The 25,926-nt window shown below is 68.1% G+C and carries 19 protein-coding genes; 6 read left to right on the top strand and 13 right to left on the bottom strand.

Features of this window, described 5'->3' with window-relative positions:
• Positions 1-663: 663 nt before the first annotated feature.
• Entirely contained in the window at positions 664-1,905 is a 1,242-nt protein-coding gene (locus GDJ08_RS09420; protein WP_136007179.1) for a flavohemoglobin expression-modulating QEGLA motif protein, read from the top strand.
• A 137-nt stretch (positions 1,906-2,042) separates the two neighbouring features.
• The gene (locus GDJ08_RS09415; RefSeq protein ID WP_136007177.1) at positions 2,043-4,334 is read left to right on the top strand and encodes a TonB-dependent receptor; all 2,292 of its coding nucleotides are present in this window, start codon (positions 2,043-2,045) and stop codon (positions 4,332-4,334) included.
• Between the two features lie 91 nt (positions 4,335-4,425).
• On the opposite strand, the gene GDJ08_RS09410 is transcribed toward GDJ08_RS09415, so the two are convergent.
• From GDJ08_RS09410 to GDJ08_RS09360, 11 genes are all read right to left on the bottom strand, one after another.
• On the bottom strand, positions 4,426-4,686 hold the full coding sequence (locus GDJ08_RS09410; RefSeq protein ID WP_136007175.1) for a PAAR domain-containing protein: 261 nt from the start codon (positions 4,684-4,686) through the stop codon (positions 4,426-4,428).
• 17 nt (positions 4,687-4,703) lie between these two features.
• Positions 4,704-5,207, bottom strand: a complete 504-nt coding sequence (locus GDJ08_RS09405; protein ID WP_153164755.1) for an META domain-containing protein — start codon at positions 5,205-5,207, stop codon at positions 4,704-4,706.
• Positions 5,204-6,763: a DUF2875 family protein gene (locus GDJ08_RS09400; RefSeq protein WP_153164754.1), complete on the bottom strand. Its 1,560-nt coding sequence runs from the start codon at positions 6,761-6,763 to the stop codon at positions 5,204-5,206. Before GDJ08_RS09400 ends, GDJ08_RS09405 begins: the two co-directional genes overlap by 4 nt.
• On the bottom strand, positions 6,760-8,760 hold the full coding sequence (locus GDJ08_RS09395) for a T6SS phospholipase effector Tle1-like catalytic domain-containing protein (protein WP_165699784.1): 2,001 nt from the start codon (positions 8,758-8,760) through the stop codon (positions 6,760-6,762). The genes GDJ08_RS09400 and GDJ08_RS09395 overlap by 4 nt, the downstream gene beginning before the upstream one ends.
• On the bottom strand, positions 8,753-9,337 hold the full coding sequence (locus GDJ08_RS09390) for a DUF3304 domain-containing protein (RefSeq protein ID WP_153164753.1): 585 nt from the start codon (positions 9,335-9,337) through the stop codon (positions 8,753-8,755). The genes GDJ08_RS09395 and GDJ08_RS09390 overlap by 8 nt, the downstream gene beginning before the upstream one ends.
• Positions 9,338-9,463: 126 nt before the next feature.
• Entirely contained in the window at positions 9,464-10,681 is a 1,218-nt protein-coding gene (locus tag GDJ08_RS09385; RefSeq protein ID WP_165699783.1) for a DUF3304 domain-containing protein, read from the bottom strand.
• Entirely contained in the window at positions 10,671-11,561 is an 891-nt protein-coding gene (locus tag GDJ08_RS09380; protein WP_165699782.1) for a DUF4123 domain-containing protein, read from the bottom strand. The genes GDJ08_RS09385 and GDJ08_RS09380 overlap by 11 nt, the downstream gene beginning before the upstream one ends.
• On the bottom strand, positions 11,558-14,089 hold the full coding sequence (locus GDJ08_RS09375; protein ID WP_153164750.1) for a type VI secretion system Vgr family protein: 2,532 nt from the start codon (positions 14,087-14,089) through the stop codon (positions 11,558-11,560). Before GDJ08_RS09375 ends, GDJ08_RS09380 begins: the two co-directional genes overlap by 4 nt.
• Positions 14,090-14,338: 249 nt before the next feature.
• Positions 14,339-15,079, bottom strand: coding sequence for an acetoacetyl-CoA reductase (phbB, locus tag GDJ08_RS09370; protein WP_017357352.1), 741 nt, complete (start codon positions 15,077-15,079; stop codon positions 14,339-14,341).
• A gap of 21 nt (positions 15,080-15,100) precedes the next feature.
• Positions 15,101-16,426: a CitMHS family transporter gene (locus GDJ08_RS09365; protein ID WP_026070985.1), complete on the bottom strand. Its 1,326-nt coding sequence runs from the start codon at positions 16,424-16,426 to the stop codon at positions 15,101-15,103.
• A 33-nt stretch (positions 16,427-16,459) separates the two neighbouring features.
• Positions 16,460-17,641 carry an OprO/OprP family phosphate-selective porin gene (locus GDJ08_RS09360; protein ID WP_153164749.1) on the bottom strand — a complete coding sequence of 394 codons (1,182 nt, stop codon included), beginning with the start codon at positions 17,639-17,641 and terminating at the stop codon, positions 16,460-16,462.
• A 182-nt stretch (positions 17,642-17,823) separates the two neighbouring features.
• On the opposite strand from GDJ08_RS09360, the gene GDJ08_RS09355 reads away from it, so the two are divergent.
• The 4 genes from GDJ08_RS09355 to GDJ08_RS09340 all read left to right on the top strand — a co-directional run bounded on the left by GDJ08_RS09355 (position 17,824) and on the right by GDJ08_RS09340 (position 21,678).
• Positions 17,824-18,522 carry a response regulator transcription factor gene (locus tag GDJ08_RS09355; protein ID WP_017357355.1) on the top strand — a complete coding sequence of 233 codons (699 nt, stop codon included), beginning with the start codon at positions 17,824-17,826 and terminating at the stop codon, positions 18,520-18,522.
• Positions 18,512-19,900: a sensor histidine kinase gene (locus GDJ08_RS09350; protein WP_017357356.1), complete on the top strand. Its 1,389-nt coding sequence runs from the start codon at positions 18,512-18,514 to the stop codon at positions 19,898-19,900. The genes GDJ08_RS09355 and GDJ08_RS09350 overlap by 11 nt, the downstream gene beginning before the upstream one ends.
• Positions 19,897-20,955 carry an ABC transporter substrate-binding protein gene (locus GDJ08_RS09345; RefSeq protein WP_017357357.1) on the top strand — a complete coding sequence of 353 codons (1,059 nt, stop codon included), beginning with the start codon at positions 19,897-19,899 and terminating at the stop codon, positions 20,953-20,955. The genes GDJ08_RS09350 and GDJ08_RS09345 overlap by 4 nt, the downstream gene beginning before the upstream one ends.
• 75 nt (positions 20,956-21,030) lie before the next feature.
• On the top strand, positions 21,031-21,678 hold the full coding sequence (locus tag GDJ08_RS09340) for a LuxR C-terminal-related transcriptional regulator (RefSeq protein ID WP_153164748.1): 648 nt from the start codon (positions 21,031-21,033) through the stop codon (positions 21,676-21,678).
• Positions 21,679-22,005: 327 nt separating this feature from the next.
• Here GDJ08_RS09340 and GDJ08_RS09335 read toward each other — a convergent pair whose 3' ends face one another.
• Positions 22,006-24,657, bottom strand: coding sequence for a hybrid sensor histidine kinase/response regulator (locus GDJ08_RS09335; RefSeq protein WP_153164747.1), 2,652 nt, complete (start codon positions 24,655-24,657; stop codon positions 22,006-22,008).
• A gap of 59 nt (positions 24,658-24,716) precedes the next feature.
• Entirely contained in the window at positions 24,717-25,886 is a 1,170-nt protein-coding gene (locus GDJ08_RS09330) for an OprO/OprP family phosphate-selective porin (protein ID WP_017357311.1), read from the bottom strand.
• Positions 25,887-25,926: the final 40 nt, after the last annotated feature.

Raw genomic sequence — 25,926 nt, 5'->3', positions numbered from 1 at the left:
CTTTCCGTGCGGCCACCGAACCCCCCGCGCTGCGCGCGACAGCCGGCTGGAAGCCGGCTCTACAAAGGCCCCGCGCGTCGCATCCTCGTAGAGCCGACTTCCAGTCGGCTGCTTTCCGTGCGGCCACCGACCCCCCGCGCTGCGCGCGACAGCCGGCTGGAAGCCGGCTCTACAAAGGCCCCGCGCGTTGCATCCCGTAGAGCCGACTTCCAGTCGGCTGCTTTCCGTGCGGCCACCGCCCCCCCGCGCTGCGCGCGTCAGCCGGCTGGAAGCCGGCTCTACAAGGGCCCCGCGCGTTGCATCCCGTAGAGCCGACTTCCAGTCGGCTGCTTTCCGTGCGGCCACCGCCCCCCCGCGCTGCGCGCGACAGCCGGCTGGAAGCCGGCTCTACAAGGGCCCCGCGCGTCGCATCCTCGTAGAGCCGACTTCCAGTCGGCTGCTTTCCGTGCGGCCACCGAACCCCCGCGCTGCGCGCGACAGCCGGCTGGAAGCCGGCTCTACAAAGTCCCCGCGCGTCGCATCCTCGTAGAGCCGACTTCCAGTCGGCTGCTTTCCGTGCGGCCACCGACCCCCCGCGCTGCGCGCGACAGCCGGCTCCACGTGACCAGCCAACCGGCCCCCCCCGTTCCGGACCCTGCTAATGTCCGCCTCATGGACACCCCCATGACCGTGGATCGTGATGTGGCCCACCACACGGCGCTCGACGCGCAGCTGGTGGAGGCCGTGGCCGGCATCAAGCTGCTCGGCCTGACCAGTTGGCCGGCGGCGCTGCAGGCGCCGTTCCTGGCCAGCGTGGCACGTGGGCAGCCGGTGCTGCCGCAGGTGGACTACCCCCGCCTGGATTTCGGCGACACTCGACGCGCGCTCGCCGCGATCAGCGCCCAGTGCGATCCCAGCCACCCCATCGGTCTGTACGTGCAGCGCTCGGCGCACAGCTGGGACCAGGCCGCCGGTCTGCTCGAGTCACTGGGAACCGCAGGCGTCGACCGCTACTCCGTCGAACTGTTCGGCGCGCCCGAGCAGCCGCTGCCCGGTCGCGGCCCCAGCACCCGCGAGGCAGCCCGCCACTTCATCCAGATCGCCCAGGAACTGGACCACGAACTGCTCGCCCCGGAAGAACAGGTGCCGGTCTCGGCCACCGCGCTGCAACTGCAGCTGCAGAGCGACCTGGATGCCTTCTTCGAATCGCGCATCATCACCGTGCAGCTCGATCCGGAGCTGATTTCCAAGGCGGCCGCCGGCCCCACCCGCATCCGCCTGCGCACCAGTGCGCGCTTCAGTGCCTACGACCGCGCACAGCTGTTCCACCACGAAGCCCTGGTGCACTCGCTCACCGCGCTCAACGGCCGCGAACAACCGCACCTGCCCAGTCTGGCGCTGTCGTCGCCGCGCGTCACCGCCACCCAGGAAGGCCTGGCCACGTTCGCCGAGCAGATCACCGGCAGCATCGACATCGAACGGCTCAAACGCATCAGCCTGCGCACCGAGGCGATCGCGATGGCGCGCGAGGGCGCCGATTTCATCCAGGTATTCCGCTACTTCTGCGACGCCGGGCAGAACAGCGAAGAGAGCTTCGCCTCGGCCCAGCGCGTGTTCCGCGGCGTGCCGCCCAGCGGCGGTGCGGCCTTCACCAAGGACACCGTGTACCTGCGCGGGCTGGTGTCGGTGCATACCTTCTTCCGCCACATGCTGGCCGAAGACCGCCTGCAGGTGTGCCGCTGGCTGTTCGCCGGCAAGATGTCGCTCACCGACGCCATCGCGTTCGCGCCGTTGTTCGAAGAGGGCATCCTGCGCCCGCCGCGCTGGCTGCCGCACTGGGTCAGCCGCGCCAACGGACTGGCGGGCATGCTGGCTTTCTCGCTGTTCGCCAACCGCATCCGCATGGATCAATTGGCAACCGAATAGCGCGTGCCACGATTTCCCGGATTTCGTCGCACGTCGTCAACCGAGGTGCGCCGCGTAAGAATGCTTTCATCTTCCGCTCGCATGATGGTCGCGCACCTGCACTGCGCAGGTCACCATCCCACATGCTACGGATCACCATGCTTACCCGACCCCTGACGATCGCGGTTGCGATCGCGCTGTGCGCTGCCAATGCCCACGCCGCCGATGTAGACGCCAACACCGACGCCAACGTTGCGCTCAGCGCGCAGACCCTCGACACCGTGTCGGTGATCGGCCAGGGCGAAACCCGCCAGGTGCAGCGCATCACCGCCGTCGACAAGGAAGTGCTGCCGCCGGGCACCAGCGGCCAGAAGATCCTCGACCGCCTGCCCGGCGTATCCGTGCAGTCCAACGATGCCTTCGGCGCCAACGAGGAATCGCAGACGATCAGCCTGCGCGGCTTCGACAAGAGCCGCCTGGGCTACACGCTGGATGGCATTCCGCTGGGCGACAACAGCTACGGCAACTACAACGGCCTGAGCATCGCCCGTGCGCTCATTGCCGAGAACCTGGCCGGTGCCGAGCTGTCGCAGGGCATCGGCTCGCTGGGCGTGGCCTCCACCAGCAACCTGGGCGGCACCATCCAGTACTTCTCGCAGGACCCGTCCACCGAATTCGGCGGCCGCGCCAGCGTGACGGTCGGCGACGACAACCAGCGACGCGGCTACCTGCGCGTGGATACCGGCGACATCAACGGCTTCTCCGCCTACGTGTCCGGCGTCCACCAGGATGCGGACATGTGGGCCGAGCCGAACCAGAACCAGACCACCCGCCAGTTCAATGCCAAGGCGGTGTGGAATGTCGGCGACAACCGCTTCGGCGCCTTCGTCGCCACGTCGCGGGCGAGCCAGGCCAACTACGCCTACCTGTCCAAGAGCATGCTCGCGCGCGGCCTGGGCTGGGACTGGAACATCTACGCACCGGACTGGGACCGCGCGGTGGCCGCAGCGTACTGCGCGCCGGGTACCTACAACGCGCAGAAATGCGCCTTCAGCGGCGGCGTCAACAGCATCGACGACGCGTACTACCAGAGCCGTGCGCTGCGCGATGACAATCTCTACTCGCTTGATGCGGACCTGGCGCTGGGAGACACAGCCCGTCTGAAGCTGCTCGGCTACCACCATGAGAACCGTGGCCAGGGCCACTGGTGGGCACCGGGCCAGCCGTCCAACCCGGGCACACCGCAGGCGCTGCCGATCTCCATCCGCAGCACCAACTACACCATCAACCGCCAGGGCATCACCGCCGCGCTGAGCTGGCAGTGGGGTCTGCACGAACTGGAAGCCGGCCTGTGGTACGAACGCAACGACCACAACGTCGAGCGCAACTTCTACTACATCACCGGCCCGTTCCTGGATGACGGCTACCTCAACCATCCCGACCGTCGCCTGTTCGACCAGGATTTCGACATCCGCACGCGCCAGTTCTACGTGCAGGACCGCATGCGCTTCCTGGACAACCGCCTGACCGTGGACGTGGGCGTCAAGAGCCCGAACACGCGCATGACCGCCAATGCGAAGCCCGGCACCGAGGCCAGCTATGCCTCCGGTACGCTGACCGCCAAGGAATCGGTGCTGCCGCAGGCCGGCATCGGCTTCAAGCTCACGCCCAACCAGGAGCTGTTCGCGTCCTACTCGGAGAACATCGCCGCCTTCGTCGGCGGTGGCAGCGGCGGCCCGCTGCAGGTATCGCCGGAGTCCTTCGCGGCCAGCGCCGGGCTGGATCCGGAGAAGTCCAAGACCCTGGAAGCCGGCTTCCGCACCTTCGGCGAGAAGTACCAGGCCTCCATCGCCGCCTACCACGTGATGTTCGACAACCGTCTGCTCTCGCTCAACCCGTGCACCAGCATCGAAGTGGGCACGCGTCCGGAGTGCATCACGCGCTTCATCAACGTCGGGTCGGTCAAGAGCCGTGGCGCCGAGCTGACCTTCATCCTCAAGCCGGTCGATGGCCTGCAGTGGTACAACGCCCTCTCCTGGAACAAGACCACCTACGAAGACAACTACACCTCCGGTGGCGCGATCGTACCGGTGGCCGGCAAGATCACCGTCGATACCCCGCAACGCATGGCGTCCAGTGAGATCAGCTGGAACCGCGACGGCTTCTTCGCCAGCCTGCGCGCCAAGTACACCGGCAAGCGCTACTACACCTACACCAACGACCAGTCGGTGCCGGGCGTAACCACCTTCGATGCCGGCATGGGCTATTCGTTCGGTCCGGGCATGGGCCTGCGCGACGTCAAGGTCTCGCTCAACGCGACCAACCTGACCAACAAGCGCTACGCCGGGCAGCTCAGTTCGTTCGCCCCGGCCGACCCGAACGGCACCCGCTACGCGATCCACGCCAGCGCGCCGCGCCAGGTGTTCCTGACCCTCGGCGCCGAGTTCTGACCGCCGCGCCACCACGATAGCCGCCGCCACCTCGCGAAGGCGGCGGGCACCCCAGGGCCGCACGGCATCCCGCCGTGCGGCCCTGCTGCGTTCAGGCCCGCACGTGCCGCGCATGGCGGGCCACACCGCGGCAGCCGCAGGCGAGCCGGTCACCGTCGCGCACCACCGGCGCCCCGTTCAGCCGCACCCGCGCGCAGCCTTCCACGAAGGCATGCCGGCCCGGGTGCAGCATGCAGGTGGCCAGGTCGCCCATCACTGCGATCGTCGCGCCGTCGATGCGGCCGCTGCCCTGGCACTGCACCACTTCGCCGCCGCCGCTGGTGGGATCCCCCAGGCAGACAGGAGGCCTCATGCTCGCCATCGCCTGTGTCACCAGGAGTGCTTGGGCGGCGTGCGATAGATCAGTGTCGCGGTCACCGTGTCCCCGTGCAGGATGTGCAGCAGGGCGTCGTCCTCGGCCATCCGGTAGCCGGTGGCCCCGCTCAGCGCAGCGGCGAAGCGGTCGCCGATGTCATCGAACCGCTCTTTGTGGCAGCGCGAGCCGATGCGTGCCAGCCCCTCCACCGTCAACCGCGTGCCCTGCTGGCGGTACAGCGCGGTCATCGGCTGGCAGCCGGCATAGCCGGTGAGGTGCCGGCCGTCGGCTTCGAGAATGATGAAGCCCACGTGCGAATCCGGCGGCACCACGGTCGCCGCCTTGTCGGCGGTGGCGGGCAGGTCATGCAGCTTCCACACCGTGCCCAGCAGTGGCTGCGGCGGTTCGGGCGTGGTGGGCCAGGTCTCCCACCCGTTCGTCAGTGCGTAGCGTTCCTGGCAGGCTGTCAGTGCGGCCACCGAGAACAGCAGGAGGGGCAGGGCGAGGCGAGCGGTCATGGGTGCTCCAGATCGGGCTGGCGGGACAGGGCGGACGCGGTGTCCGTGGCATCGGGCTGCGGCGCGGGCACGATGGGCTGCAGCAGCAGACGGCCGTCATCGTCGACGATGACGGCGGTACCGGCCTTGCCGCTGGCCAGCGCCAACGCCAGGGCGGCGGCACCGCTGCCACCGCCCAATGCACCCACGCGCGTGGCCAGGTCGATGCCCACGCGTGGATCGTCCAGATCGAGCGGATCCGCGAGCACGCGCAATGCCATGCGTAGCGCGATGGCCGCATCGACATCGGCACGGCTGTCGTACCAGACGCAGCGCGGGCGGGCGGCCTCGGGCAGCGCGATGTGCAGCGTCTGCCACGCCTCGGAAATGGCGGCCTCCTGCGCGCGCGGCGACAACGCCTCGCCATCATCACCGCGCAGGGCAACACAGCGGGGCGGATACAGCGTGCCCAGCACGGGCGCGGCCTCCTGAAGGGTGATCTGCTGTCGGGTCCACGGCACCGGATACCACGCATCGTCGCCCAGTCGCTGGGCCTGCGCGGTCCCCTCTTCGCGGAGTACCGGCAACAGCGATGTGATGAACGCCGCGGCGTGCACCTGCGCTTCGGGCTCGTGCGGGGCCAGCGCCGTGTAAGCGGCCAGTTCTTCGCGGAACCACGCGTACGGCTGCCGCGCATGCTGCGCCGCCGGGGTGTCCGCCTCCACCGCCTCGCGCCGTATCGCGTCGGGTACCCCGGTGCGGGTGATCCACATCAGCACCATGCTCTCGTCCACCGGATCCTCGGGCTCGTCATCCCAGGGGCGCTGGTACCGCCCTCGGATCAGCCGGCCCTCCAGGCTCAGCAGCACGGCACTGCACAACCGTGGCGACGCCGTGAAGCGGGCGAACAGCGCCTGCAGCACCGGCGCCAGCGACGGGCCGTTGAGGTCCAGCTCGCGCAGCAGCAGCGCGCCGGGCGCGTCGGACTGGCTGGCCATCAAGCCCGGCCACTCCATTGCGGCGTAACGGCTGTGGCGGGTGAGCGTGGGGGCCAGCGTGAACATCGCCACCGGCGCGGCATCGGGCAGGGCGGCGACCAGCATCTCCATTCCCTGCGCCAACTGCACCTGCATCGCCATGCCGCGCTCGGCCAGACGCGCCGCCGGGTCCTCGGCGTGCGCAGCCAGTACCGGGCGGGTGGCCTGCGGGTTGTCCAGCAGGGCCACAAGAGCGTCGGGTGCCTGCCGCGCAAGGCGCGCGTAGCACGCGCGGATCTGAAGCACCGGGGCGGTGGGCGCAGCCGCCGCGCCCGTGGCGGGCAGGGGCAGCACCGGCGAACCCGCAGCGCGCAGCGGTGTGATGCCGCGCGCGCCGGCGCGCATCTCCTGAAGCACCTTGATCAGCGCGGCCACCAGCAGGAACAGCGCGCCCAGCGCGATGCTGCCCGCGAGCCACGGGCCCACGGCCTGTGCAGGCGAAGCGAGTTGGTCATCATCGACGGCGTACCAGCCCATCAGCAGCGACCAGAGTGCCCACAGCAGGAAGAAGGCCGGTCGCAGGAACGCGTGCGGGATCATGTGAGACCGTCCTCGTAGCGGAGGCGTTCAGAGGGGTCCACTGTCCTGATGCCGATCCGTGGATGCCCGGTAGTGGTGACGTATGGTCGGAATACCTGACGCCGGCGTAGATAACTCCAGCGCACTTCGCGGCGGGAGACCTTGGCAATGTAATCCAGCACATTCTCCTTGCCATCCATTGCTGACGCGGGTTTGGCATCGGTGAAAATGGGCGTCCTGCCGGCCCGAAAAGTGGCAAGCGCCTTGCGGTCTTCCGCATTGAGTGGATCTTCGGGGATCGCGCGGACGAGAGGGGGTTTTGGCATGGGCGGCCGGGTTTCCCGCCAGCCGGTGGGAACAAAGTGCGTATGGGCCTCCACAGCGCGCTGATATGCCTCTTGTCGGTCCTTGGTGTCCACAGCATGTATACGAAGGCTCTCTCGATACTGCGCGTCACAGGCTTCGAGGTGGGCATGCATGTTCCTGTAGTCACGCTCGCATTGCGGGTCTGTCAGTACGAAGCCAGCACGCGAGTCATGGACGTACTGCATGAGAATGTTTCGCAAGGCGTCGCCGGGCTCTGGAGACGCTCCCCAGTAGCGGTCGTACATCTCCATGCAGGCGTGCTCACGGTGAACAAAGCCAGGTAAGCCAAGCGCGCGCCTGCCATGCACTCGGGCACGCTGCGCCGGATCGTTGAACACAGCGAGATAGACCATCAATTCGGCATTTGCCTGGTCGAGATTGATGTGGTCCTGCGTCTGTGTCTGCTTGCAGTGGGTCATGAATGGCTGTGCGATGAATGTCTCGCGCGGCAGAACTTGTCGCCGCCAGCCCAGGTAGGCGAGATAGTGCGCGTGTAGTAGGCGAAGCAGCGGGGCGCCGGCGCGGTGCTGCTCAAGCGTCTTCTGATAAGCGTCGTAGCTGCGCTGCAACTCCGGTGATATGGCGAAGAATGGGCCGACTTTGGTCTGGTAGAGTTCAGTGAGCGGCCTGAGGGGTACTGCAGCGGCTCGGGCACGTGCATACATATCATTGAGGGAGACCTGCGACAGAAGGTCGCCCTGTTGCTGGCGGATACGCTGCCCGCCCTCCAGGGTACCCTTGCCTTGGGAATGTGGTCCGTAGCCGCCGCCAACGTCGGCATGCACACCGGGGTAGATGATTTCCAGACGATGCGGAGCTTGCTCGCGTGAAGCGGAAATACTCGTCAGTGGGAACGAGTTGCGTGCCTCATGCCCGGCAACCATATGGACGCACTGCTCTACAAATGAAGGAATTACCATGTACCGTGGACTCGCCCATGACAGATGGCCGTCCCCTGTGCGCGGCATGGAATCAGCAATCTCGACCGATGCCACCGTATCGAACAGCCCCATGAAGCGTACCCTCAACGGGATGCCGCAGACCTGTGGTCTATACTCTCCCGCCCACTCGATCAGGTGGTTGAGGAACGCGCGTGCTGCAGTGGCGCCGCGCGAAAAGCCGAACAGGTCCAGCGTGATCGTCGAGATCACGGGGGCAGCTGCTTTCGGGTTGGCCAGCACCTCGTCAAGCGTTCGGCGCACGCGTCTGATCTGATGGTCGCTCTCAACGGCCTTGATGATGGCATCTGCGTTGTCTGAAACCACACGCTTGCCGCAAAGCAGTTCGGAAATCTTGTTGGCCATGAACATGAATGCATACCGCAAGCGTCGATCGCCATACTCGCCGTCCCGCGCGCCATGTTCGTGTGGCTCGTGTTCGCCAATTTCCGGGAAGGGCGTTCCGACGCCCTGTATGTAAAGGCGAAACTCCCCGATCTCAACCTGCTCCGTGCATGCGTCGTAGAGCCTTGCAACGTTGCTGTGAGAGCCAGAGGGACGGTCTTCCGTGCTGTGATTCCGTGTTCCGTCGAAGAAGATCGAGAATCGAACAGGGAGCGAACAGGACGCGCCAGTCTTTCCCGCGCCAGAAGCGCAGGGATTGAAAAGGCGCGTCGCAGGCGCGCATCCTGGAAGCCAGGCGAACTCATTCATCGTGGCCAATACCTCGTTTTTTGTAGAAGTTCTTGTAAGGATGCGGAGCGCCTGCATAGTCCTCGTGGCGCGGACTCATGATTGCGGGAATCACCAGAACCTGGTCGTCGGCAAACAGGTGAACGTTCGTTGAGCTGACGTCGGTATAGGGATGAACGGGTACGTCCTTCTCCACCCAACGGCACGCCTGTTCCTCTGTCTGAGGGTTGTCCGCGTAAAAAGCCTTGCAGCGGCGCCACTTGACACGTACGGTGAGCCCCGGGTGCCAGCGCACCGGCAGGCTGAGGGCACTCAGTACCGTGCTGCCACCGGTGCCCGCGCTATCGCCGCCACCCCCGTCGACATACACCGGCTGCACGAAGGTGTCTGTGGGCTCGTAGTCCATCGCGGTCAGGCTGGTGACGAATCGTGCTGACGTGTGTTTGCCGTCTAGAGCAGCGGGTCGATCACGGCTGGACAGTACAACTACCGTAACGACGAAAAGCAGGACGCCAAACCCGATGCGGGCGCGCTGGGACGTGCGCAGGTCATCGTCAGCGGAGGCACTTTCGCTGTCGGCCTTTGGTTCGTTGGTCATGGTCCGGTGCCACCCCTGTGTCGGCTTTTGCTTGATTGCTTTGCACGGATCAATCCTGTGAGTGGCATCGAGAAACCCGCCTTGAGAGGATGCATTGCGAATCGGGACCCTGTGCGCGACGCGAATTCACTCATCGTGGCCAATACCTCGTTTTTTGTAGAAGTTCTTGTAAGGGGGGGGAGCTCCGGGGTAGTCCTCGTGACGCGGACCGAGCATCCCCGGAATCACCAGTACCTGGTCGTCGGCAAACAGGTGGACGATTGTTGATCCGACGTCGGTATAGGGATGGACGGGAACGTCCTTCTCCACCCAACGGCACGCCTGTTCCTCTGTCTGAGGCCTGTCTGCATAGAACGCGTTGCACCGCCGCCACTTGACCCGCACGGTCAGCCCCGGGTGCCAGCGAACCGGCAAGGCAAAGGCACTCAGTACCGTGCTGCCCCCGGTGCCCGCGCTATCGCCCCCACCCCCGTCCACATACACCGGTTGCACGAAGGTGTCCGTGGGCTCGTAGTCCATCGATGTCAGGCTGGTGCTGAACCGCCTTGATGCGACCTTGTCGTCTACAGCAACGGTACTGGGACGGTCGTACATCGCAGTTGCAGCGATAAGGAGCAGTACGGCACCTGTCCAGAGGTAGCCTTGAAGGGATGCGCCACGGCCGTTTGACTGGCTCGCACTGGTTGTTTTCTCCGCCGACGAACCGGGTTCCCCGGACGCGTGCGCGTGCAGATCGGTCTCCTGCTGTGCGGGAATATGCTGGATCGAATCCCGACGTCTCGCGCGTCGGGTCAGCGAGTACCGCTGGAAGGATGGACCGGCTGTCATAGATGACGATACGCGCTGCGCTACCGAGGCATGTGGATCGTCAGATGCCTCGACAGCGATCACGGGTGTCATCCTGACGGCGCGCCGCAGCAGTGCGTCAAGCAACGCATAGAGAAGGCCTGTGCATACCGCCAGCGGGTAGGCAGCGACATAGACAAAAATGGGGACGATCGTGGCGCCCCAACCCGTCGAGTCGACACTCCAGGCGAGCAGGTAGAACATCACAGCGACCCAGAGGGCAACGACGCACTGGACCAGGGGAACGCCCTGGAACGTCATGCGATGGTAGTTGCAAACGACGCGTCGGAAGCCATTGACGAAGAGCAGCAGCATCGGGGGCATGACCACCACGAACCAGGATGGTCCCATGCCGTCGTCCCCCTCCGCATAGCTTGCCTGCCACAGCGCAGCAGTGAACAGCACGGTCACCACGCCGTCGACGACGAACCACAGCAGCGCGCGCAGATTGCCGTTCCCGGCTCCACCCGGCCTATCCGGACCGGCGTCATGCGTCATCGCGAGCCTCCTCGGCAGGTGTCGCTGCCGCAGCATGGCCAGCGCCATCCGGCGACGGAGGGCCAGCGGCGTCCGCGTCGCCGGTCAACGCCTCCCACAGCGCTGCTCCGCGCAGTCCCTGCGCGTGCACCGGGTGTGCGGCGATCCCGCCGGAGCAATGGCCGCGCTGTAGCGCCCAGGCGATCCAACTGCTCTGGTCGGTTGCGTCGGTATAGCCCTGCGCGACGGCCAGCGCCAGGGTGTGCGCGGCGAGCACGTGGCGGGCTTCCCGGCCGCGCAGGGTTGGGGCGAGGCGGATCACGCCTTTCAGCGGCTGGATCAGCGCGTCGGCCAGGCCGTGCTGCCGCATCGCGTGATGCTGCGTGACGCTCCAGCCGGGGCGGCCGGCAACGGCGGGTGCCCGTGGCGGCGATGCGGCAGGCAGGTCCAACGCCATCGCACGGCCGTCGCGGTCGGCCAGCCACCAGCCGCGCCACGGGGCGCAGAACGCTGCGCGCTGGTCGGGCGTCCACACGTCCATCGCCGCCCGCAGCACGCGTCCGTCGCCCAGCCGCGTGTAATGCAGGCCACTGCGATCCCCATCACGCATCCAGTAGCACAGGTGCTCGGCAATCGCGTCTGCGGCAGCCTCGCTGGCCAGCCAGTTCACGCCCGGCGCACTGCCGTCGATCCCGTGCGCGCCGGCGTCCCTGGCAGGCAACAGCCACGGGCCCATCGACTGTGCATCGGCCGACAGGTCGGCGAACAGGGCGATGGCCTGCGGCGCGCCCCGTGCCAGCCGCCCGGCAAGACCGCGCTGCACCGCGCCGTCGATCAGGACGTACGCGTGCAGGGAGGGATTCACGACCAGCGCGTGGCAGGCCGGGGGCAACGGGTTCATGCGGCCTCCGTCAGGTTGACGCGGTAGGTGCCGAGCAGTGCGGCCTGGGCCAGGCAAGGCAGGCAGATCGGGGGCGTTGCCTGGGGCAGGGCGCGCGACCATTGCTCGGTCCGCGGTCCGTCCCAGTCATGACGGGCACCTTGGAGGCGGATGGCCCCATCGCTGCCGCCGGTGACGCCGCCGCCGATGCGCAGGAAGCTGCCGTCGGCGGCGACCAGGCGGATGACTGGCGCGGCAATGACGATCTCACCGTTCTCGGCGCTGAGCTGCATGCCCTGCAATGCGTGCGCCTGGATCTGGTCGCCGCGTGACTGCAGCTGCAATGGGCCGGCGTTGGCGACAGCGCTGATGCCACCGTCGCCGGCATACAGGGACAGGCCCTGGCCGGCCTGCAGGTGCATGCGTTCGCCACTGGTCTGCTGCAGATGGGTGCCGGCCACGACATCGTGCTGGCCACGGCTGACATGCAGCTGCGATGCCGGCGTGGCGGTGACCAGCCCGGCAGCGGCGGACACGGCAACAACCGGGGCGTGGCCGCCGTCTCCCTCGCCGGTCCACGCCTTCAGCGCTTCTGCGAGGGCGTGCTGCGGCGTTGCGCTGGCGGTGCCGGCCTGCTGTTCAGTGGCCAGGGTGGCCAGCTGCGCGAACACCTGGCGGCACTCGTCCAGCAGCCCCAGCAGCTCCTGCTGGTCCAGCTGATGGCCGCGCGCCTGCGTGCGGCCGTGGCTGCTCAGCAGCAGGCCGTGCGCCGAACGCAGGGCCAGCGCGGCATCCGTGCGCAGTTCGGCACCGCTGCCGCGCGGCTGCGCCTGGCCGTCCCGGCGCGGTGTGGTGAGCTGGCCCAGGTGCAGCGCGCTGTCATGCGGGCTGGCGCGCAGATGCGCACCGACCTCACCAGGGCTGTCGTCGAACACGAGCTCGGCATGGGCGTTGCCGCCATGCTCGCGCGACTGGATACCCGACAGCGCACGGTTGCCCGGCAGCTGGCCGGCACCGGAGAACCGCGGCGGCGCATGCCGGCCGTTGTGCAGCACGCCGACGACCACCGGGCGGTCCATGTCGCCGTGGAGAAAGTCCACCAGCACTTCCTGGCCGATGCGCGGCAGGAACTGGTGGCCGAACCCGTCGCCCGCGCTCGGTAGGGCGACCCGTATCCAGGTGGAGGCATGCGCCAGATCGGCGTCATCGCCATCGGCGCGATCCTCGGCCCGCTGCCAATGGAAGCGGATGCGGATGCGGCCGAGCGGATCGGTATGCACGGTCTCGCCCGGCGGGCCCACCACGGTGGCGCTCTGCGGCCCGTTGGCCGTCGGGCGGTGCAGGCGGTCGGCATACTCGGGCACCAGCGGCTGGTCGTGCGGCAGCGCCCGGAAGCGGGTGCGGCACTGGCCGGGCTGCAGACGGTCGTCGGGCGATGCATCTGAATCAACCTCCACCCGTGCGGGAAGGTTGTTGCAGGCCTGCAGGTGCACGCCGCTGACCAGGAAGCTGCGCGCGTTCACGTCCAGGGTCGCATGCGCGGGATGGCCCTCGATGACCACTGCGTCGCCGGTGGCCAGGCCGCGCAGTCCACCTTCACCACGCCAGGTGCGCGAGCGCAGTTCGCGCGCCTGCATGCGCAACTGGCTGTAGCGCGCCAGTTCCTGCGAGCTGCCGGCGTAGTACAGCGTCTCGGCACGATGGTCTTCCAGACCAGCTGTGGCGGTGCGCGCCGGATCATGGAGCGGCTGTGCGTTGTCGTCACTGCCGTGCAGCGGTTGTGCGCGGGCATAGTCGTAGCTGGACAGGGCCACGGCGGCAGGTGCCAGGCGCTGGCAGGCCTGCCAGTGCTGCAGGGTGTCGCGGTCGTCATCGTGGCGACCGGCCCGGTAGGGCAGGGCGACGGTGCGGTCCGGGTCGAACAGGGGGGTGTCGGTCAGGCACAGTACGTGGCGCGGCTGGCCGTCTGCGATGTCGAACCGGAAGCGATAGCTGATGCCTTCCTCGGCCAGCAGCCGGTCGATGAAGGCGTGGTCGCTCTCGTTGAACTGCACGCAGTACGAACGCACCGGATGCGACCGCAGCAGGTGCTGTACGCAGTCGAAGGCGGTCGCCAGGCAGGCGTTGCGCTGCCGATGCTCATCCAGCAGCGTGGTCACGATCTCCGGTACGCTCAGGTCCTGGAAGATCCGGCAGGCGCGACGTTGCTGGAGCAGCGCCAGCGCCGAGCCGATCTGCAGCACCATGCGGGTGTGGCCCGCGTGCATGCCGGTGCGGCGGACGGCATGGATGATGCCGTTGAGCCAACGCCGTCCGCCACCCGCCGTGGTGACGCCCACACCCACCACCCGACCGGGCAGTGCGCTGATGTCGCTCTCGGGACCAGGCACAAGGCCGTGCACGGTGAGGGAGAAATCGGTATTGAGCGCATCGCGGAAATCGATGCGTTGTGCGAGCAGAGGGAGCGGTGCGCCTGCGGTGCCCCAGTGCAGATCAATCAGACGATGCAGGGACGTCCACTGCGCGGACGGTGCGTTCCATTGCGACATCGGTGACTCGTTGTTACGCCGTTGAAGGCCGTGCAACGAGTCTATGAACGTACCGCCGCCGCCGACAGAGGCAATAGCGTCGATACGCAGGGGAGATTCAAAAGATGGCGTAGATTCCGATAGGTGTGTGCGATCAACACCGATGGGAAACGCACGTGTCAGCGTCAGCGGTTTGCATCATTCCGCGTGATGCACTGCCGCAGGGACAACCAACGTCACCGTGCCGCCCACGGTGACGTTCGTGCGGACTCAGAACATGTGCAGGCCGCCGTTGACGGCATAGTCGGCGCCGGTCACATACGCCGCGTCATCCGAGGCCAGCCAAGCGCACAGGCTGGCCACTTCCTCCGGCTTGCCGAGGCGGCGGATCGGCACGGACGCCGCCAGCCGGTCCAGCACGTCCGGCGGGAAGCTGCTGATGGCCTGGCTGGCGATGTAGCCCGGCGAAATGGTGTTGACGGTGACGCCGCGGGTAGCCACTTCGTTGGCCAGCGCGCGGCTGAAGCCATGCATGGCGGCCTTGGCGGTAGCGAAGTTGACCTGGCCGATCTGGCCCTTGTGCGCGCTCACCGAGCCGATGTTGACGATGCGTCCCCAGCCCCGCGTGCTCATGCCGTCGATCACCTGCTTGGTGATGTTGAACAGCGCGTGCAGGTTGGAGCCCATCACCGCGTTCCAGTCGTCCTGGGTCATCTGCCGGAACAGGACGTCGCGGCTGCCGCCGGCGTTGTTGACCAGAACATCGATCTCGCCGACTTCGGCCTTGACCTTGGCGAAGGCGGCCACGGTCGACGCCCAGTCGGTGGCGTCGCCCTCGGAGGCGATGAAATCAAAGCCCAGCTCACGCTGCTCGCGCAGCCAGGCCGACTTGCGAGGCGAGTTCGGGGCGCAGCCGGCCACCACGGTGTGGCCGTTGCGGGCAAGCTTCTGGCAGATGGCGGTGCCGACGCTGCCCATGCCACTGGTCACGTACGCGATGCGAAGGGTCATGGCGAATCTCCTGGATGAGGGTCAGGCGGCGAAGGGGTAGAGGGCGCACAGCAGGCTGCCGGCCATCAGCACCAGCGAGACCATCACGGCCCACTTGAGCGTGAACTTCTGGTGGTCGGCGAACTCGACCTTGGCCAGGCCCACCAGCAGATAGGTGGACGGCACCAGCGGACTGAGCAGGTGCACCGGCTGGCCGGCGAGCGAGGCGCGCGCCATTTCCACCGGGGTGATGCCGTAGTTGCCGGCGGCCTCGGAAAGGATCGGCAGCACGCCGAAATAGAACGCGTCGTTGGACATGAAGAAGGTGAACGGCATCGATGCCAGCGCGGTGATCACCGCCAGGTACGGACCCCAGGCATCCGGGATGACCGCCAGGAAGCTGTGCGACATCGCTTCGACCATGCCGGTGTTGTTGAGGATGCCGGTGAAGATGCCGGCGGCGAAGATCAGCGACACCACCGACAGCACGTTGCCGGCATGGTTGACCACGCGGCGGCGCTGCTCGGCCAGGTTCGGGTAGTTGATCACCAGCGCGATGGCGAAGCCGACCATGAACAGTACCGGCATCGGCAGCACGCCCAGCACCAGCGCGGTCATCAGCGCCAGGGTCAGCCCCAGATTCACCCACAGCAGTTTGGGGCGCTTGGTGTCTTCGGCGTCGTCCAGAGTGGGCAGGGCGCCATCGTCGGAAACGCTGGCGTCCATCCACGAGCCGCCCGTAGGCAGGCTGACCACGCCGAGCCGGCGGCGCTCCTTCAGGCCCAGATACCAGGCCAGCAGCAGCACCGACGCGCACGCCAGCACCATCGCCGGGATCAGCGGCACGAACACATCGGCCGGGTCCACGTGCAGCGCGGTGGCGGCACGCGCGGTAGGGCCGCCCCACGGGGTCAGGTTCATCACGCCACCGGCGAGGATGGTCACGCAGGTCATGTTCAACGCGTTCATGCCCAGCCGCTGGTACAGCGGCAACATTGCCGAGACGGTGATCATGTAGGTGGTGGAGCCATCGCCATCCAGCGAGATCAGCATCGCCAGCGCGGCGGTGCCCAGCACGATCTTCATCGGATCGCCCTTGACCATGCGCAGGATCACCCGCACCAGCGGGTCGAACAGCCCGGCATCGATCATCACCCCGAAGTACAGGATGGCGAACATCAACATCACGCCGGTGGGCGCGATCTTCTTGATGCCTTCCAGCATCATCTCGTCGATGCCCGCCCCGAAGCCGCCGATGATGGCGAACACGATCGGGATGGTGATCAGGGCGACCAGCGGCGACAGTCGTTTGCTCATGATCAGATACATGAACGTAATGACCATGCCAAAGCCGAGGATGCTCAGCATCATCTGCGGACTCCTTGCAACGTGGGGGTGGGGTTAGAAATCGAACTGCAGGCGGCCGGTGACCGCGCGGGTGCGGTCCACGGTGGCGTCGGCGAGGCGGTCACGGTTGCGGCTTTCGATCAGGTTGAGCATGAAGCGCAGGTTCGGGCGCATGTACCAGTTGCCGCCGAGCGTCCAGGCGTCGGTACGCGCATCGATCAGGTCCGGCTGGCCGATCAGGTGCTGGTCGCCGCGCATCTGGTCGTAGCGCAGCGCCAGCTCGAAGGCACCTGCCTTGTGGCGCAGGTCCTTGACCCGTGCGAAGCGACCGGTCTTGCGGTCATACGCCCGCGATTCGCCGGTGACGAACCAGCTCACCAGGCCATAGCCGGCCATCACCGTGGCGCGCTGGCTGCCATCGTCGAAGGTGGCGCCGCTGAATTCGCCCTGCCAGGACAGCGGCCCGCGCACCTGCGCATACTCCATCGACCACTTGTTGACGTCGGTATCGCGGCCGGCCGAGAAGTCGACCAGCGTCAGGCGGCTGTTGTCGGACAGGTGGCCGGCCGGGCGCGGACGGATCTTCAGCCCGGGCGCGCCGTTCGCGCCGGGGTTGTCGTAGCGCTCGTGGGCCAGCGACAGGCCCAGGTGCAGCACGTCGCCGGCGGTGGCGCCGGGCGCCCACGTGACCCGGCCGCCGGCGGCGCGGCCCTTGGCCTGCCAAGTGTCGATGCTCTCCAGGCTGTAGGCGCTGGCGGCCCAGGTCATATCGCCTTTGGCGGCCTGCCAGGAAGCACCCAGCCGGTACAGCGGGGCCAAGGTGGTGCCGGCGTTGCCGCGCTCCAGGAAGGAGCCGTAATTGGAACTGGTGCGGTCATCCAGCGAGAAGAACTGCTTGAACTGGCCGACGGTCAGCTTGCCGCCGCTGAAGTCGCGGCTGACATAGACGTCCTTGGCCTCGACACGGTCACCGGAGAAATCCGCTTCCAGTTTGTAGTCCACAGCGAAGAAGCGACCGGACACGTCCATCCACGCGCGGCGGATTTCGGTGTCGTCCTTGTTCGGGGTGCCGCGGCTGTCGTTGTCGAAGTCGGCGAAGTCCAGGTGCAGGCGGCCGCCGACGCTGGCGGTGACCGGGCGGTCGTCGTCACTGCCGTCGGCGGCCCAACCGGGGGCGCCCAGCAACAGCAGGGTGCAGGCAACAGGCGCGCGCCAGCGCAGCGAATTCAGTTCCACGGACCCTCCCAGGTACACGTTGTCGATGGGGTGACGGCAAGCACATCGGCACGGGGCGATGCGAGCGCGCAGCCTAGTGCCGGGAAGCTGTCATCCACCTGTCAGCGCTTGCTGCACCGCAGCGCATCGCACGACGGCGGCCGTACGCGCTAGCATTCGCGCACCGTTCCCGATCCCGACCGATGCGCATCCTGCTGGTGGAAGACAACCCGGACCTGGCCGATGCGATCGTCCGTCGTATGCGCCGCAGCGGCCATGCCGTGGACTGGCAGAACGACGGGCTGGCTGCTGCCAGCGTGCTGCGCTACCAGCGTTTCGATCTGGTGGTGCTGGATATCGGCCTGCCCAAGCTGGACGGTCTGCGGGTGCTGGCGGGCATGCGCGAGCGCGGCGACAGCACCCCGGTGCTGATGCTCACCGCGCGCGACGGCATCGAAGACCGGGTGCAGGCGCTGGACGTAGGCGCCGACGACTACCTGGGCAAGCCGTTTGATTTCCGCGAGTTGGAGGCCCGCTGCCGTGTGCTGCTGCGCCGCGCGCGCGGCCAGGCCAGCGAGGTGGTGCAGGTCGGTGGCTTCCAGTTCGACAACGCCGCGCACCGGGTCAGCCTGGACGGACAGCCGATCGATCTGCCCAACCGCGAGTTCCGCCTGCTGGAGATCCTGATGGGGCGGCTGGGGCAGGTGGTGGGCAAGGACGAGATCGGCAACGGGCTGTTCGGCTTCGATGACGACGCCGGCCCCAACGCCATCGAGCTGTATGTGGGGCGCCTGCGCCGCAAGCTCGCCGGCGCGCCGCTGCGGATCGTGACCGTGCGCGGCAGCGGCTACCTGCTGGAAGTGGTGGACCCCGGGACTGCGGAGCCGGACGATGGCCGCTGAGGCTGCCGCCACGCCACGCTCGATCCGGCACACCCTGTGGCTGTATCTGGGCGGGCTGATGGCGCTGTTCGCGGTGGCGCTGCTGTTCGGCGCGCGTGACTACGGCCAGCGCGCGGCCAACCGCTCCTACGATCACCTGCTGGTGTCCTCGGCGCTGTCGATCATCGATTCGGTGGCGCTGGTGGAGGCGCAATGGCAGGTCGATCTGCCGTACGCGGCGCTGGACCTGCTGGCGATGGCACCGGAGGACCGCGTGTTCTATCGGGTGTCCGATGCCCATGATCGCACCGTTACCGGCTACGACGATCTGCCGGCCGCGCCGCGCACGCCCAGCGACCGGCCACAGTTGTTCGATGCACCCTACAGCGGCGAGACGGTGCGCTTTGTGGTGGTGTCGCGGCGGGTGTCCTCGCCGTCGGCGCAGGGCGAGGTGCGCGTGCAGGTCGGGCAGACCCGCCGCGCCCGTGAAGTGCTGGCCCAGGACATGGTGACCCGCGCGCTGGTGGCGATCGTGGTGCTGTCGCTGATGTCGCTGGCACTGGTGGGCATCGGCGTGCACCGCGCACTGCGTCCGCTGGTGCGGGTGGAGCGTGAACTGGCCCGCCGCGAACCGTCCGACCTGCGGCCGCTGGATGCGGTGGTCCCGCGCGAAATGGACAGGATGGTGGGGGCGTTGAATCACTTCATGGGGCGGCTGTCGAGCAGCAACGAGACCCTGCGCGCCTTCATGGCCGAGGCTGCGCACCAGATGCGCACGCCGCTGGCCGCACTCCGCGCCCAGGCGCAGCTGGCGCTGGACGATGAAGACCCGGACGACATGCGGCGCAGCCTGCAGGCGATCGAGCGCAATGCCACCCACATGAGCCGGCTGCTCAACCAGCTGCTGAGCGACGCCAGCGTGATCCACCGCGCCAATCTGCAACGCTTCGCTGCGGTGGACCTGGCCGAGATCGTGCACCAGGCGCTGCACGAGGCGCTGCCGCAGGCGTTGCCCGCCCCGCGCGTGCAGCTGGCGGCAAGCCCGGCGCCGGCCTGGGTCAACGGCGACGCCCTGCTGCTGCGCGAAGCGATCAAGAACCTGATCGACAACGCGCTCAAGTACGGTGGCGACGGCCCGCTGCAGATCGCGCTCACCGAAGCCGCCGGGTTCTGCGTGCTGACCGTGGCCGACCACGGCCCGGGCATCGCCGCGGCCGATGCCGAGCGTGTGTTCGAGCGTTTCGCCCGCGGCGAGGGCGCGCCCGCAGGGGGCGCCGGCCTGGGGCTGGCCATCGTCAAGCGCGTGGTGGACAGCCACGGCGGACACATCGATCTGTCCAACCGCGTGGGCGGCGGTGGCCTCATCGCCACCATCCGCCTGCCGAGGATGCACCCATGACGCTGCGCTGCCTGCTGCTCCTGCTTTGCCTGGCCTGCGGTCCTGCCGTTGCCGCGCCGGGCGATGTCCAGCGCTTCCCCGCGCAGGGCGTGCCCACGGCCCACCTGCGCATCCACGGCTCGACCGACATTGAAGTGTTCGCCACCGTGATCGCCGATTACCAGCGGCTGCACCCGGGCACGGAGATCGTCTACGAAGACGTGATCACCCAGGACATGTATGCGCGCTACCTGCGCGACCGCACGGGGCCGGCCGCCCCGGACATGTTGATCAGTTCGGGCATGGACCTGCAGACCAAGCTGGTCAATGACGGCCACGCGCTGGCGCACCGCTCGCCGCAGACCGATGCGCTGCCCGGCTGGGCGCAATGGCGGCACGAGGCCTTCGGGATCAGCTACGAGCCCGTGGCGATCGTCTACAACACCCGCGCGCTGCCGGCGGCCCGGGTTCCGCGCACGCGCCGGCAGCTGCTGGAACTGCTGCGCGCGCCGGACGCGCCCCTGTTGCGCCGGGTCGGCACTTACGACGTGGAACGCAGCAGCGTGGGCTACCTGCTTGCCACCCAGGATGGGCAGCGCGGCAGCATGGCCGGCGCGCTGCTGGGCGCGCTGGGCGACAACCAGGTGCAGCTGGAAGAGCGCACCGGCGTGCTGCTGGACAAGGTCAGCCGGGGTGAACTGTCGCTCGTCTACAACGTGCTGGGCTCGTATGCGCAGGCGCGCATCGATGCGGGCGCGCCGCTGGGCATTGTCGAGCCGGAGGACTACACGCTGGTGGTGCTGCGCACGGCGGTGATTCCGCGCAGCGCACGCCACGCCGAAGAGGCACGCCGCTTCCTCGATTACCTGCTCTCGCCGCGTGGGCAGCAGGTGCTGTCGCGCGAGGCGCGGTTGATGCCGATCCTGCCGGCGCAGGGGCAGCAGCGCGGGCGCTCGCCCGAGCGTAGTTACCGGCCGATCCAGCTGGGGCCGGGGCTGCTGGTGTACCTGGACGGGCTCAAGCGCCGCCAGTTCCTCGACGCCTGGCGTGGCAGCATGCTCCAGCAGGACCGGTAACGCCGGGCGCCACCGCAGTGCCGGCATGCGTCGCTGACCACCGCCGCGAACCGCCAACGTCACTACAATGACCGCATGAGTGCATTGACCGTCCTGATCGCCGACGACCACCCGCTGCTGCGCGCGGCGGTCGTTCATTCCCTGCGCCAGGCGCTGCCGCTGGCGCAGGTGATCGAAGTGGCCAGCGCCGCCACGCTGGAAGCCGCGCTGGACCAGCACCCGGAGATCGAACTGGTGCTGCTGGACCTCACCATGCCCGGCGCACGCGGGTTTTCCTCGCTGTTGCATGTACGCGGTGCGCACCCGGACATCCCGGTCGTGATCGTCTCCTCCAATGACCACCCGCGGGTGATCCGCCGTGCGCAGCAGTTCGGCGCGGCCGGTTTCATTCCCAAGTCGGCGCCCGCCGAGACCGTCGGCCAGGCCGTGTCGGCCGTGCTCGAGGGCGGTGTGTGGTTCCCGGCAATGGCCGCCGAACGTTCCGAATCCGATGCCCTGCTGGCCGCGCGTCTGGCCCAGCTCACGCCGCAGCAGTTCCGTGTGCTGCTGTACCTGGCCGACGGCCTGCTCAACAAGCAGATCGCCTACGAACTCGGCCTGGCCGAGAACACCGTCAAGGTGCACGTCACTGCGATCCTGAAGAAACTCGAATGCCACAGCCGCACCCAGGCGGCCGTGCTCGTCAAAGCCCTGGAACCGGAAGGCAGCGCCACCGACCTGTAGCGCCGGCCTCTGGCCGGCTGCTTTCCGCTCCGCCATCGACAACCCTGCGCCGCGCGCGACAGGGCGGCTTCCGACCTTTAAACCCCCGCGCTTCGCGCGATAGCCGACTGGACGTCGGCTCTACAACGGCGGCGTCCGATACCCGAACATCCGGTGTTGCGCGCGGCAGCCGGCCTCCGATCCCCGTAGAGCCGGCCTCTGGCCGGCTGCTTTCCGCTCCGCCACCGACAACTCTGCACCGCGCGCGATGGGCCGGCTTCCGACCCCTTGAACCCCCGCGCTTCGCGCGATAGCCGACTGGACGTCGGCTCTACAGAAGCAATGGTTCTATCCGCGGTGGCGCACCAGCAGCTGCGTCATCAATGCGCGCAGCGCTGGCGGGCGGACCGGCTTGGCGAGGAACCCCCAGCCCTTGTCAGCGGCGCTGGCCCTGAGTGCCTCATCGCGCTCGGCGGTTACCAGGATCACCGGGGGACGGCTCTTCCAGCGCCCGGCAAGGTCTTCGTACAGTGCCGGGCCGGCGAAGTCGCCCATGCGTACGTCCAGCAGCACCAGCTGCGGCACGCTGTCGGGCGTGGCTGCGTCCAGCGCAGCCTGCGGGCCGTCGGCGAGATCAACGCGGCAGCCCCATCGCTCCAGCAGCGTGCGGGTGGCGGTGCAGACGCGCGGGTCGTCGTCGATGCTCCAGACCCGGCAACCGCGCAGCGGGCTGTCGTCGCCGGGGTCGGGCGACGCTGGCGATGCTGCGGCGGACATCGCCGGTGCCACGTCGCTGGCCTCGCCAAGCGGTACCTCCACACTGAACACGCTGCCGCGTCCCAGCGTGGAGCGCAGCGCGATGCGATGGCCGAGCAGGCGCCCGATGCGCTCCACGATGGCCAGTCCCAGGCCCGCCCCGCGCTCCTGGTCCACGCCGTCATCCAACCGGCGGAATTCCTCGAAGATCTCGCCCTGCAGGCTCTCCGGAATGCCCGGGCCCTGGTCGTGCACCTCGATGCGCAGCTGTTCGCCCCCCCTGCGGCACCCGAGCAGCACGCGGCCGCGCGGGGTATAGCGCAGCGCATTGGACAGGAAGTTCTGCAGGATGCGCCGCAGCAGCGCCTCATCGCTGACCACCACCGCGCGTGTATCCACCCAGCGCAGCTGCAGCCCGCGCGCGTCGGCGGCGATACCGAACTCGCGGGCCAGCGTTTCCAGCAGCGGCGACAGCGCGAACGGCTGCACGCGGGTCTGCAGCGTGCCCGATTCCAGCCGCGAAATGTCCAGCAGGCTGTTGAGGATGGCGTCCTGCGCGGCCAGTGCCGCATCGACATGCTCGCTCAGTGCGCGCGGATCGCCCTGCAGCTTGCCGCGCAGCACCGAGACGAACATGCGCGCTGCGTTGAGCGGCTGCAGCAGGTCGTGCACGGCCGAGGCCACGAAACGCGATTTATAGCGGTTGGCGCGCTCGGCCTCACGCCGCGCCTCGTCGAGATCGCGGGTGCGCTCGGCCACGCGATGCTCCAGCGCATCGGCGAGCGAGCGCAGCTCGCGCGCGGTGTTCTTGTAGCTGGTGATGTCCGCATAGCTGGTCACGAAGCCACCATCGGGCAGCGGATTGCCGCGGATCTCCAGCACGGTGCCGTCGTCCTTCTCGCTCTCGCGCATGTGCGGGCGGCCGCTGCGCAGATGGTTGAGGCGACGCTCGATTGCTTCTTCGATCGGCCCCGGGCCGAGCAGGCCGCGGCGTGCGTTGAAGCGGAAAATCTCTTCGATCGGCCGTCCCACCTGGATCAGGCCGGACGGAAACCGGAACAGCTCCAGATAGCGCGCATTCCATGCCACCAGCTTCTGTTCGTTGTCGATCACCACCACGCCCTGCGGCAGGTGCGCCAGGCTGCGGCTGAGACCACTGTCGGCCTGCTGGGCGGCCTGCAGCACCCCGTCCTGCGCGGTACGCAGCTCCTGTGCATGCTGCTTGAGCACGCTCTCCAGCTCGCGCCGGCTGCGCTGGCGATGCGCGGCCAGGCGCCGCCGTTGCTGCACGAACAGCACAAGGAAGCCCAGTGCCAGCCACGCCGCGCCACCGCCGATGGCGGCACTGCGCCCGGCGCTGGTGGCCGCGCCGGCATCGTGCAGCAGGTGCAGGTTCCACTGCTCTTCCGGCAGCGCCAGGGTCTGCCAGAGCATCTCGCCGGGGAGCACGGGGTCGAGCAGGCGCACCATCCGCCCGCCATCGTCCAGCACGCTGCCGGTGCGCGCGCGCAGTGGCTGCAGCGAGCGGTCGGCGTACTGGCGGCTGTCGAGCATCTCGCGCCGCTCGGCCGCGCCCAGCGGGCGCAGCAGGCGATAGCGCCACGCATCGCGGTTGGCCAGGAACACCACGTCGTGTTCGTCGCTGACCAGCACCACGTCGGGGCTGGACAGCCATTCCTGCTCCAGCGCCGCCAGTTCGATCTTGATCACCACCACGCCGATGCGACGACCGTTGTCCTCGATTGCCTGCGACAGGTAGTAGCCGGGTACGCCGGTGGTCATGCCGATGCCGTAGAAACGGCCGTGGCCGGTGGCCAGTGCCTGGCGGTAGTAGGGGCGGTAGCTGTAGTCCTCGCCCACGTTGCTGCTGGCCTGGTCCCAGTTGCTGGCGGCCACGGCCACGCCGTCGTGCCCGACCAGGGTCAGTGTGGAAGCGCGGGTGACCTGGTTGGCCTGCTGCAGCTTGAGGTTGAGGCGCTGCGCGCCGGCGGCATCCGGGCGTTGCAGCAGTGCGCGGCGCAGGTCCGGGTCCAGCGCAAGCACCTGCGGCAGGGTGCCGAAACGGTCGACGCGCTGCTGCAGGCCCTGGCCGTACAGTGCGAGCTGGCGCTGCACCTGGCCGCTTTCATCGTTCAGCGCGCGCCGCCAGGCGTAGTGACCGGCCGCGGCCGCGCACAGCAACGTGCCGCCGATCATCAGCAGCAGGGTCAGCAACAGGGTGCGGTGGCGGCCGAGCCAGTACATGGCGGCAGTCTACGGTCGCAGGGCGGGCGCGGCGTGCACGTCCGCCCTGCGCAGGTCGATCAGAAGTGCATCTGTGCGCGCAGCTCGACGATCTCCGGCCGGGTGCGCACGCCGCGACGGCTGGCGTCGGCCTTCACGTAGTTGGCCTGGAACTTGAAGTGGCTGGTGAGGTACCAGTTGGCGCCCAGCGTCCAGTCGTGCTGGCGGCCACCGAAGACATCGGCGTCGTCCAGGTCCAGGCGGCTGTAGCGCGCCACCAGTTCGACCGCGCCGTAATTGTGGGCCGGCTTGATGTTGGCCACGGCGCCGGCACTGTACGGGCGGGATTCACCGGTGAGCACCCAGCTGGCCATCGCATACTGGCCGTGGCCGGTGTAGTCCGGCTTGCCCTCACGGGTAACGGTGGTCTGCAGGGCTTCGCCCTGCACCGAGAACGGGCCCCGGATCCAGATGCCTTCCAGGCCGGTGCGGCGGATCTGATCGGCGGTGGTCAGGGCGCCGGAGTCGACCAGGCGGATGTCGGTCAGGCCGGCTTCCGGGCGCGCGCGCAGGCGTGCGCTGGCCGCATGGTGCACGTCGCGGCCATCGCGGTAGCCGCGCGGGTTCTCCTGCGAATACGCCAGGCCCAGGTGGACCACGTCGCCAGCCGCCTTGAACGGGGTCCACACCGCGCGCACTGCCTGGGTGGTGCCGGGGTTGTCGCCCTGCAGGTCCTTGCCGCCGTAGGCGCCGGCCTGGAGCAGGTACTGCGGGCGTTCCAGCACCCATTCGGCACCGGTGCGGCGGCCTTCGTAGAACGCCTGCACGGGCAGAGCGGTCTCCAGGAAGCTGCCGGCGCGCGAGGAGGTGCCCGCATCCAGGCCAACCGGGGTCTTCATGTAGCCGACGCGGAAACGGCCGATGTCGCGGCCGATGAACGCCTTGCTCTCAACGCGCACGAACACGTCCAGCCAGGTATCGGCCTGGAAGTCGTAATAGACCATCGCGTCGTAGACGCCCTTCTTCTTCAGGGTGGCGCCGAACTCCTTGCGCCGCACCGCATCGGCATCCTCGATGCCGCTGCCGTTGGAGAAGTCGTTGAGGTCGTAGGCAATGTTCGCGGTGGCGGCCAGCTCGGTGCCGTCGCTGAAGGCCACTTTGGTCGGCCAGTTGTCCCAGTCCGCCGCAGTGGCGGCCACGGGCGCGGCGGTCAGGCAGGTCAGGGCGAGGAACAGGGGGGTCGGGCGCATGGGCATCGGCAATCTGAAAGGAATGGGGCAGAACAACAAC

This window comes from Stenotrophomonas nematodicola, assembly GCF_009467805.1.
GTDB classification, from domain to species: Bacteria; Pseudomonadota; Gammaproteobacteria; order Xanthomonadales; family Xanthomonadaceae; genus Stenotrophomonas; species Stenotrophomonas nematodicola.
The sequence above is the reverse complement of the archived record's forward strand: the minus strand, read 5'-3'. Positions and strand labels throughout refer to the sequence as shown.

Bases quoted from the DNA above. Each gene is read 5' to 3' on its own strand.
- GDJ08_RS09420 (WP_136007179.1), top strand. From the start codon at position 664: ATGACCGTGGATCGTGATGTGGCCCACCACACGGCGCTCGACGCGCAG.
- GDJ08_RS09415 (WP_136007177.1), top strand. From the start codon at position 2,043: ATGCTTACCCGACCCCTGACGATCGCGGTTGCGATCGCGCTGTGCGCT.
- GDJ08_RS09410 (WP_136007175.1), bottom strand. From the start codon at position 4,686: ATGAGGCCTCCTGTCTGCCTGGGGGATCCCACCAGCGGCGGCGGCGAA.
- GDJ08_RS09405 (WP_153164755.1), bottom strand. From the start codon at position 5,207: ATGACCGCTCGCCTCGCCCTGCCCCTCCTGCTGTTCTCGGTGGCCGCA.
- GDJ08_RS09400 (WP_153164754.1), bottom strand. From the start codon at position 6,763: ATGATCCCGCACGCGTTCCTGCGACCGGCCTTCTTCCTGCTGTGGGCA.
- GDJ08_RS09395 (WP_165699784.1), bottom strand. From the start codon at position 8,760: ATGAATGAGTTCGCCTGGCTTCCAGGATGCGCGCCTGCGACGCGCCTT.
- GDJ08_RS09390 (WP_153164753.1), bottom strand. From the start codon at position 9,337: ATGACCAACGAACCAAAGGCCGACAGCGAAAGTGCCTCCGCTGACGAT.
- GDJ08_RS09385 (WP_165699783.1), bottom strand. From the start codon at position 10,681: ATGACGCATGACGCCGGTCCGGATAGGCCGGGTGGAGCCGGGAACGGC.
- GDJ08_RS09380 (WP_165699782.1), bottom strand. From the start codon at position 11,561: ATGAACCCGTTGCCCCCGGCCTGCCACGCGCTGGTCGTGAATCCCTCC.
- GDJ08_RS09375 (WP_153164750.1), bottom strand. From the start codon at position 14,089: ATGTCGCAATGGAACGCACCGTCCGCGCAGTGGACGTCCCTGCATCGT.
- phbB (WP_017357352.1), bottom strand. From the start codon at position 15,079: ATGACCCTTCGCATCGCGTACGTGACCAGTGGCATGGGCAGCGTCGGC.
- GDJ08_RS09365 (WP_026070985.1), bottom strand. From the start codon at position 16,426: ATGCTGAGCATCCTCGGCTTTGGCATGGTCATTACGTTCATGTATCTG.
- GDJ08_RS09355 (WP_017357355.1), top strand. From the start codon at position 17,824: ATGCGCATCCTGCTGGTGGAAGACAACCCGGACCTGGCCGATGCGATC.
- GDJ08_RS09350 (WP_017357356.1), top strand. From the start codon at position 18,512: ATGGCCGCTGAGGCTGCCGCCACGCCACGCTCGATCCGGCACACCCTG.
- GDJ08_RS09345 (WP_017357357.1), top strand. From the start codon at position 19,897: ATGACGCTGCGCTGCCTGCTGCTCCTGCTTTGCCTGGCCTGCGGTCCT.
- GDJ08_RS09340 (WP_153164748.1), top strand. From the start codon at position 21,031: ATGAGTGCATTGACCGTCCTGATCGCCGACGACCACCCGCTGCTGCGC.
- GDJ08_RS09335 (WP_153164747.1), bottom strand. From the start codon at position 24,657: ATGTACTGGCTCGGCCGCCACCGCACCCTGTTGCTGACCCTGCTGCTG.
- GDJ08_RS09330 (WP_017357311.1), bottom strand. From the start codon at position 25,886: ATGCGCCCGACCCCCCTGTTCCTCGCCCTGACCTGCCTGACCGCCGCG.